This is a genomic window from Acetatifactor sp. (assembly GCF_982438285.1).
This window is the reverse complement of the sequence record NZ_CEWDFQ010000183.1, coordinates 1-6,243: the sequence shown is the minus strand read 5'-3', so window position 1 is coordinate 6,243 and position 6,243 is coordinate 1. Positions and strand designations below refer to the sequence as shown.

The 6,243-nt window shown below is 47.1% G+C and carries 9 protein-coding genes and 1 pseudogene; all 10 read left to right on the top strand.

The window, feature by feature from the left end:
• Positions 1-26 precede the first annotated feature (26 nt).
• A complete protein-coding gene (rplO, locus tag AC1WIP_RS09960; RefSeq protein ID WP_318710051.1) occupies positions 27-464 on the top strand; it encodes a 50S ribosomal protein L15 in 438 nt (145 codons plus the stop codon).
• A complete protein-coding gene (gene secY / locus AC1WIP_RS09955; protein WP_481141685.1) occupies positions 464-1,777 on the top strand; it encodes a preprotein translocase subunit SecY in 1,314 nt (437 codons plus the stop codon). The genes rplO and secY overlap by 1 nt, the downstream gene beginning before the upstream one ends.
• A gap of 179 nt (positions 1,778-1,956) precedes the next feature.
• Entirely contained in the window at positions 1,957-2,598 is a 642-nt protein-coding gene (locus tag AC1WIP_RS09950) for an adenylate kinase (RefSeq protein ID WP_481141684.1), read from the top strand.
• Between the two features lie 40 nt (positions 2,599-2,638).
• Positions 2,639-3,391 (top strand): type I methionyl aminopeptidase, encoded by a 753-nt coding sequence (gene map / locus AC1WIP_RS09945; RefSeq protein ID WP_318703334.1) that lies wholly within the window; start codon positions 2,639-2,641, stop codon positions 3,389-3,391.
• Between the two features lie 11 nt (positions 3,392-3,402).
• Positions 3,403-3,666 carry a KOW domain-containing RNA-binding protein gene (locus tag AC1WIP_RS09940; RefSeq protein WP_481141683.1) on the top strand — a complete coding sequence of 88 codons (264 nt, stop codon included), beginning with the start codon at positions 3,403-3,405 and terminating at the stop codon, positions 3,664-3,666.
• A 14-nt stretch (positions 3,667-3,680) separates the two neighbouring features.
• Positions 3,681-3,899, top strand: coding sequence for a translation initiation factor IF-1 (gene infA, locus AC1WIP_RS09935; protein ID WP_120477986.1), 219 nt, complete (start codon positions 3,681-3,683; stop codon positions 3,897-3,899).
• Positions 3,900-5,201: a hypothetical protein gene (locus AC1WIP_RS09930; protein ID WP_481141682.1), complete on the top strand. Its 1,302-nt coding sequence runs from the start codon at positions 3,900-3,902 to the stop codon at positions 5,199-5,201.
• Between the two features lie 69 nt (positions 5,202-5,270).
• Entirely contained in the window at positions 5,271-5,384 is a 114-nt protein-coding gene (rpmJ, locus tag AC1WIP_RS09925; RefSeq protein WP_031271335.1) for a 50S ribosomal protein L36, read from the top strand.
• 338 nt (positions 5,385-5,722) lie between these two features.
• A complete protein-coding gene (rpsM, locus tag AC1WIP_RS09920; RefSeq protein WP_318710049.1) occupies positions 5,723-6,094 on the top strand; it encodes a 30S ribosomal protein S13 in 372 nt (123 codons plus the stop codon).
• 69 nt (positions 6,095-6,163) lie between these two features.
• Positions 6,164-6,243, top strand: a pseudogene (locus tag AC1WIP_RS09915) (30S ribosomal protein S11); the annotation flags it as partial.

Below are 6,243 nucleotides of genomic sequence, written 5' to 3'. Positions count from 1 at the left end.
GGTTTAAGGAAAAGGAGGTGGCAGATATGGATTTATCCAATTTAAGGCCCGCTGAAGGCTCCAAGCACAATGATTTTAGAAGAGGACGCGGACATGGTTCGGGAAACGGAAAGACCGCAGGTAAGGGACACAAGGGCCAGAAGGCTCGTTCCGGCGCTCCGAGACCCGGCTTTGAAGGCGGCCAGATGCCTTTATACAGACGTATCCCCAAGAGAGGCTTTACCAATAGAAACGCAAAGGACATTGTGGCCATCAATGTGACGGAGCTGGAGCGTTTTGAAGAAGGTGCGACTGTAGACGTAAACACATTAATTGAGGCTGGTGTGGTAAAAAACCCCAGAGATGGAGTAAAGATACTCGGAAACGGAGAACTTACCAAAAAGCTTAACGTGAAAGCAAATGCGTTCAGCGCGTCTGCAAAGGAAAAAATAGAAGCTCTTGGTGGAACAGCAGAGGTGATGTAATGCTTACAACACTGAAAAACGCATTCAAGATCAAAGAATTAAGGCGGAAAATCTTTTTTACCATGGCAATGTTAGTTGTGATTCGTTTTGGATCACAACTTCCTGTGCCGGGAGTGGACAGAGAGGCCTTTGCGGCATGGTTTGCTGCCCGTACAGGTGATGCGTTCAGTTTTTTTGATGCCATAACGGGAGGTTCCTTTGAGAACTTCTCTATTTTGGCGTTGAGTATCAGTCCTTATATTACTTCATCCATCATTATGCAGCTTTTGACGATTGCTATCCCTAAGCTGGAGGAAATGCAGCGTGACGGAGAGGACGGAAGAAAGAAGATCGTCGCAATCACAAGATATGTGACGGTGGTGCTTGCCCTGATCCAGTCCACAGCAATGGTAATCGGCTTTGGCATACAGGGATATCTGGTGGAATATAATGCTCTTAACGTGATCACTGCGGTTGCCGCCCTTACCGCAGGAAGTGCTTTCTTGATGTGGGTCGGCGAGCGGATTACGGAAAAAGGCGTGGGAAACGGAATTTCCATTGTCCTGGTAATCAATATTATCTCCAGGCTTCCCCAGGATCTGGCGCGTCTTTTTGAACAGTTTGTGTATGGAAAAGCGCCGGCTACCGCAATTTTGGCGGTGGTGATCATTTTTGCCATTATTATTGCCATGGTGATTTTGGTTATTATCTTAAACGACGGCGTGCGCAAAATCCCCGTTCAGTATGCAAAGAAGGTTCAGGGCCGGAAGATGGTTGGCGGACAGACCTCCAACATCCCCTTGAAGGTAAATACTTCCGGTGTGATTCCCATTATCTTTGCATCGTCCATTATGCAGATGCCCATCATTATCTGTTCCTTTATCGGATATCAGGGCACAGGCGTATGGGGCGAAATACTAAAGGGGTTAAACTCCAGCAATTGGTGCGTTCCAAGTCAGCCCATCTATTCCATTGGATTACTGGTATATATTGTGCTGATTGTGTTCTTCGCATATTTCTATACGTCAATTACCTTTAATCCTCTGATGATTGCCGATAATATGAAAAAGCAGGGAGGGTTTATTCCAGGCATCAGGCCCGGCAAGCCCACCAGCGATTATCTCAGCAAGGTTTTGAATTATATTGTAATCATCGGCGCAGTAGGCCTGATTATTGTTTCGGTCATTCCGTACTTTTTCAACGGCGTGTTCGGGGCAAGCGTATCCTTTGGAGGAACAAGTCTTATTATTATCGTGAGCGTCATTCTGGAAACCATGAAGCAGATCGAATCACAGATGCTGGTTCGCAACTACAAAGGCTTTTTGGAGGATTGACGAATGTGTGGCACCGGTTTGCCGGTTGCGTATTACTAAGAGGCAGTATCCGGATGATGAAAATCATTCGGATACTTTTTCTGTATTAGATATTGCAAAGTGTTTTTAAAAAAGTTAAAATATAAATGTTGTGTTAATGTGATTGTGCTGCGCCCTGAAAGCGGCGGAACGGAGGACATATGAAGATTATCATGTTGGGAGCACCTGGTGCCGGAAAAGGAACCCAGGCAAAAATGATTGCAGAAAAATATGGGATTCCCCATGTTTCCACGGGAGATATTTTTCGTGCCAATATTAAAAACGGCACTGCGCTTGGGATGGAGGCAAAAAAATACATGGACCAGGGACTTCTCGTGCCCGACGAGCTGACGGTGAAGATTCTTTTAGACAGGGTGGCGCAGCCTGACTGTGCGGACGGCTATGTTCTGGACGGATTTCCAAGGACCATACCGCAGGCTCAGGTTTTGGATGAAGCGCTGGAAGAGCTGGGCGATGGGATAGATTATGCCATTAATGTAGAGGTGCCGGACGAGAATATCGTAAAGAGAATGTCGGGGAGGCGCGCCTGCGTATCCTGCGGGGCCACCTACCATGTGGAGCATATACCGCCCAGAGAGGAAGGCATCTGCGACAAGTGTGGAAAAGAGCTGATCCTGCGGGATGACGATAAGCCGGAAACGGTGCAGAACCGTCTGCAGGTTTATCATGAGCAGACCCAGCCCTTGATCGACTTTTACGGGGCCAAGGGTGTTTTAAAGACAGTTGATGGAACGGTGGACAGCAAAGAGGTATTTGCTGCCATAGAGGCGATTTTGGGTTAGGCCCAAACCTGAACCGCTGTAGGAAAGGAAGTAAGATAGAATGGCTGTTACAATCAAGTCCCCTCGGGAAATTGAGCTGATGCGGGAATCCTGCAGACTTTTGGCAGATGTATTTCATCATATGGAGGAAGCGGTGAGACCGGGAATGTCCACGTATGAGATTGATGCGCTGGGCGAGAAGCTGATTCGTGCCCATGGATGTGTTCCCAATTTCCTCCATTATAACGGATACCCGGCCTCCATCTGTGTGTCGGTGAACGACGAGGTGGTACACGGCATTCCCAGAAAAGACCATATTCTGCAGGAGGGTGACATTGTAAGCCTGGATGCGGGATTGATTTACAAGGGATATCATTCAGATATGGCCCGGACTTTCGGCGTCGGGGAAATCAGTGAAGAGGCTAGGCTTCTGATTGAAAGGACGAGACAGAGCTTTTTCGACGGAATAAAAATGGCAAAGGCAGGAAATCATCTATATGATATTTCAAATGCCATTGATGCGTCCATAAAACCTTACGGCTATGGGATTGTGAGAGACCTTGTGGGCCATGGCATCGGAACCCGGCTCCATGAAGACCCTCAGATACCGAATTTCGCTCAAAGGAGAAAGGGAATAAAGCTGCAGGCGGGCATGACCCTGGCCATCGAACCCATGATCAATATGGGAAGACCGGATGTGGAGTGGCTTGATGATGACTGGACAGTGGTTACGGAGGACGGCTCCTGGTCGGCACATTATGAGAACACGGTATTGATTACGGACGGCGAGCCTGAAATCCTTACATTGTATTAGGAGCATATAAAATGATAGGTAATTTTGCCTTTTCAAAAGCGGGGCATGATAAAGGAAAGCTTTATGTGATTGTCGCAGAGGAGCAAGACTATGTTTACCTGTGCGACGGGAGGCTGAAAAAGACAGACGCCCCCAAGAAAAAACGGAAAAAGCATATACAGATTGTAAACCGGCGTGTGGGTGAAGAGCTGCTTGCCGGACTGGAAAAAAGGGAAACAATGCTTGATGAGAAGATCAAGTATGCAATAAAGCAATATGAAAAAGAAAAGGAATAAAATGGAGGGAATGTATGTCTAAAAGTGATGTAATCGAAATTGAAGGAACGGTTGTGGAAAAGCTGCCCAACACCATGTTTCAGGTGGAACTGGAGAACGGGCATCGTGTGCTTGCTCATATCAGCGGCAAACTGCGCCAGAACTTTATCCGCATTCTGCCGGGGGATAAGGTGACCCTGGAGCTGTCACCCTACGACCTGACCAAGGGACGCATCATCTGGAGAGATAAATAAATGATCAAAAAAATGGGACGTATGGCACTGCTTCTTTTGGGGAGCGCGGTTTTGGGCACGCTGCTTTTGTTGCTTGCATTCTGCCTGCCCGTTGAGCGTATGCGGGAGAATGTGGCCGTCAGCACAGACAGCATGATAAAGGACCCGGAAGAGGTGGCGGACAACGCCTTTGCCCAATATGTCTGGAGTGAAAAAGAGACCTATACGGACGCCATCATGGTGCAGAATGCTATCGAAAGAATACCGGGGAAAAATGTATTTGAAGAGGCTATGTGGGTTTATCACACAGACTTAGAAGAGGAGGTCTGGACGCCGGAGGCTTCTCTGAAAGCCTTTCTTTCGGAGGAAGGGATGGAGCAGTCTTATCTGCATGAATATTCCCGTTACTGGCATGGATATCTGATCTACCTAAAGCCCCTCCTGCTGATTTTTTCCTGGTCACAGATTGTAGTGCTTGGGATTGTCCTGCAGGTGCTTCTTATGGGGGCCGTGCTGTTTGCTTCTATAAAGAGAGGAACCCCGGGGGTGGGCGCTGCTATGCTCATAGGCTTTCTTTTTATGAAGCCTGTGCTGGTTTTGTGTTCGCTGACCATGTCTGTATGCTGGATCATTACACTGGCTGTGCTGCTCATCATGCTGCTTTGCCACAGTAAAATAGAAGCGGGGAAAAGGTATCCGGAGCTGTTTCTTTTGACTGGTATCCTTACCTCGTATTTTGATTTTCTGACCTATCCTGTGGTAACGCTGGGATTTCCTCTCTGTGCATATTTCCTGCTGGCAGAAAGACAGTCCATAAAGAAGGGACTGCAGAAGGTAATCGGATACAGCTTCTGCTGGGGAACCGGCTATGTGGGCATGTGGGCGCTCAAATGGATTATTGCAGATGTTACGCTCCATACAGGAACCATAAAGGATGCGGCATGGTCCATTATCGGCAGGACGGAAGCCATCGGCGGAAGGCCCAGGATGAACGGCGGTTTTTATGTGATCGGTTTAAATCTCCAGGAATACAAGTGGATGATTTATCCGGCGGCGGCCGGGCTTTTGCTTCTCGTTGCCCTGGCTTTGTTTTTCCTTGCCGCACGGAAACTGTCTGTGAGAGCGGCTTTGGAGATTGTGATTCCCTATGCGGTAATCTTCTGCATTCCCTTTGCATGGATTGTTGTTGTACAGCATCATTCAGCGCTGCATGCAAGATTTACCTTCCGCATTTTGAGTGTTGCGGCTGTGGCGGTAAGCTGCATGGGAATAAAGCTTTTCAAAAGCCTCCGAAAATCGGAAAAATGCTTGAAAAATCAATAGAAAAGTCTTGTCAACACAGAAGTCCTGTGTTATAATACAAAACGGTCTTTTTTGAAAGGAGGGTTTAACGTGAAGGTTAGATCATCAGTAAAACCAATTTGCGAGAAATGCAAAATTATCAAGAGAAAAGGACGCATCAGAGTAATCTGTGAAAATCCGAAACACAAACAAAGACAGGGATAATCACCGGCTTGATGGAATGTCAGGCATGTGAGTTCTTGTCCGATTTTATGTGCGGCTGAACCGGCGCGTTTTTTATGCGCCGATTATCATAAATTGGGATAGAGCTTACGGGAGATTACTTCTTGATACCAGAACGAAATGTTTTGTTCCAGATAGCCACAATAGATGATTTATCGGGAAAAAACAGGCAGGACTGGAAAGATCGGATTGTGTCCGGTTGGGTGAAAGCCCCAATCAATTAGTAACGAAACAGGCGTGCTGCAAACAGACCAAATGGCGCGCCGGCGTGCGGCAGAAGAGCAGGCCGCAAAAACGCGACGAAAATGGAGGAAACGTAAATGGCTCGTATCGCAGGTGTTGACTTACCTAGAGAAAAACGAATTGAAATCGGCTTGACCTACATCTATGGAATCGGAAGATCCACCTCTAACAAGCTGTTGGCAGAGGCAGGAGTAAATCCGGATACCAGAGTGAGGGATATAACCGACGAAGAAGTCAAGAAAATCAGTGAAGCTATCGAAAAGCTGGGCGTTATGGTAGAAGGCGACCTGAGAAGGGAAATTGCCCTGAATATCAAGAGACTTCAGGAGATCGGCTGCTACCGGGGTATCCGTCATCGTAAGGGACTTCCTGTCCGCGGACAGAGGACAAAGACAAATGCCAGAACAAGAAAAGGTCCTAAGCGCACGGTGGCTAACAAGAAGAAATAATAACGTAACTGTGAAAAAGGGATGATATTAGAGCTCAATCCCAGAAATGAGAAAGTAGGTTAGTTTAAAATGGCTAAAAAAGTTGCAAAAAAAGTGACAAAAAAGCGTGTAAAGAAAAACGTTGAACGCGGACAGGCACATATTCAGTC

What these genes read in the sequence shown, in the direction of transcription:
- rplO (WP_318710051.1), top strand. Translation starts at nt 27, where the DNA reads ATGGATTTATCCAATTTAAGGCCCGCTGAAGGCTCCAAGCACAATGAT.
- secY (WP_481141685.1), top strand. Translation starts at nt 464, where the DNA reads ATGCTTACAACACTGAAAAACGCATTCAAGATCAAAGAATTAAGGCGG.
- AC1WIP_RS09950 (WP_481141684.1), top strand. Translation starts at nt 1,957, where the DNA reads ATGAAGATTATCATGTTGGGAGCACCTGGTGCCGGAAAAGGAACCCAG.
- map (WP_318703334.1), top strand. Translation starts at nt 2,639, where the DNA reads ATGGCTGTTACAATCAAGTCCCCTCGGGAAATTGAGCTGATGCGGGAA.
- AC1WIP_RS09940 (WP_481141683.1), top strand. Translation starts at nt 3,403, where the DNA reads ATGATAGGTAATTTTGCCTTTTCAAAAGCGGGGCATGATAAAGGAAAG.
- infA (WP_120477986.1), top strand. Translation starts at nt 3,681, where the DNA reads ATGTCTAAAAGTGATGTAATCGAAATTGAAGGAACGGTTGTGGAAAAG.
- AC1WIP_RS09930 (WP_481141682.1), top strand. Translation starts at nt 3,900, where the DNA reads ATGATCAAAAAAATGGGACGTATGGCACTGCTTCTTTTGGGGAGCGCG.
- rpsM (WP_318710049.1), top strand. Translation starts at nt 5,723, where the DNA reads ATGGCTCGTATCGCAGGTGTTGACTTACCTAGAGAAAAACGAATTGAA.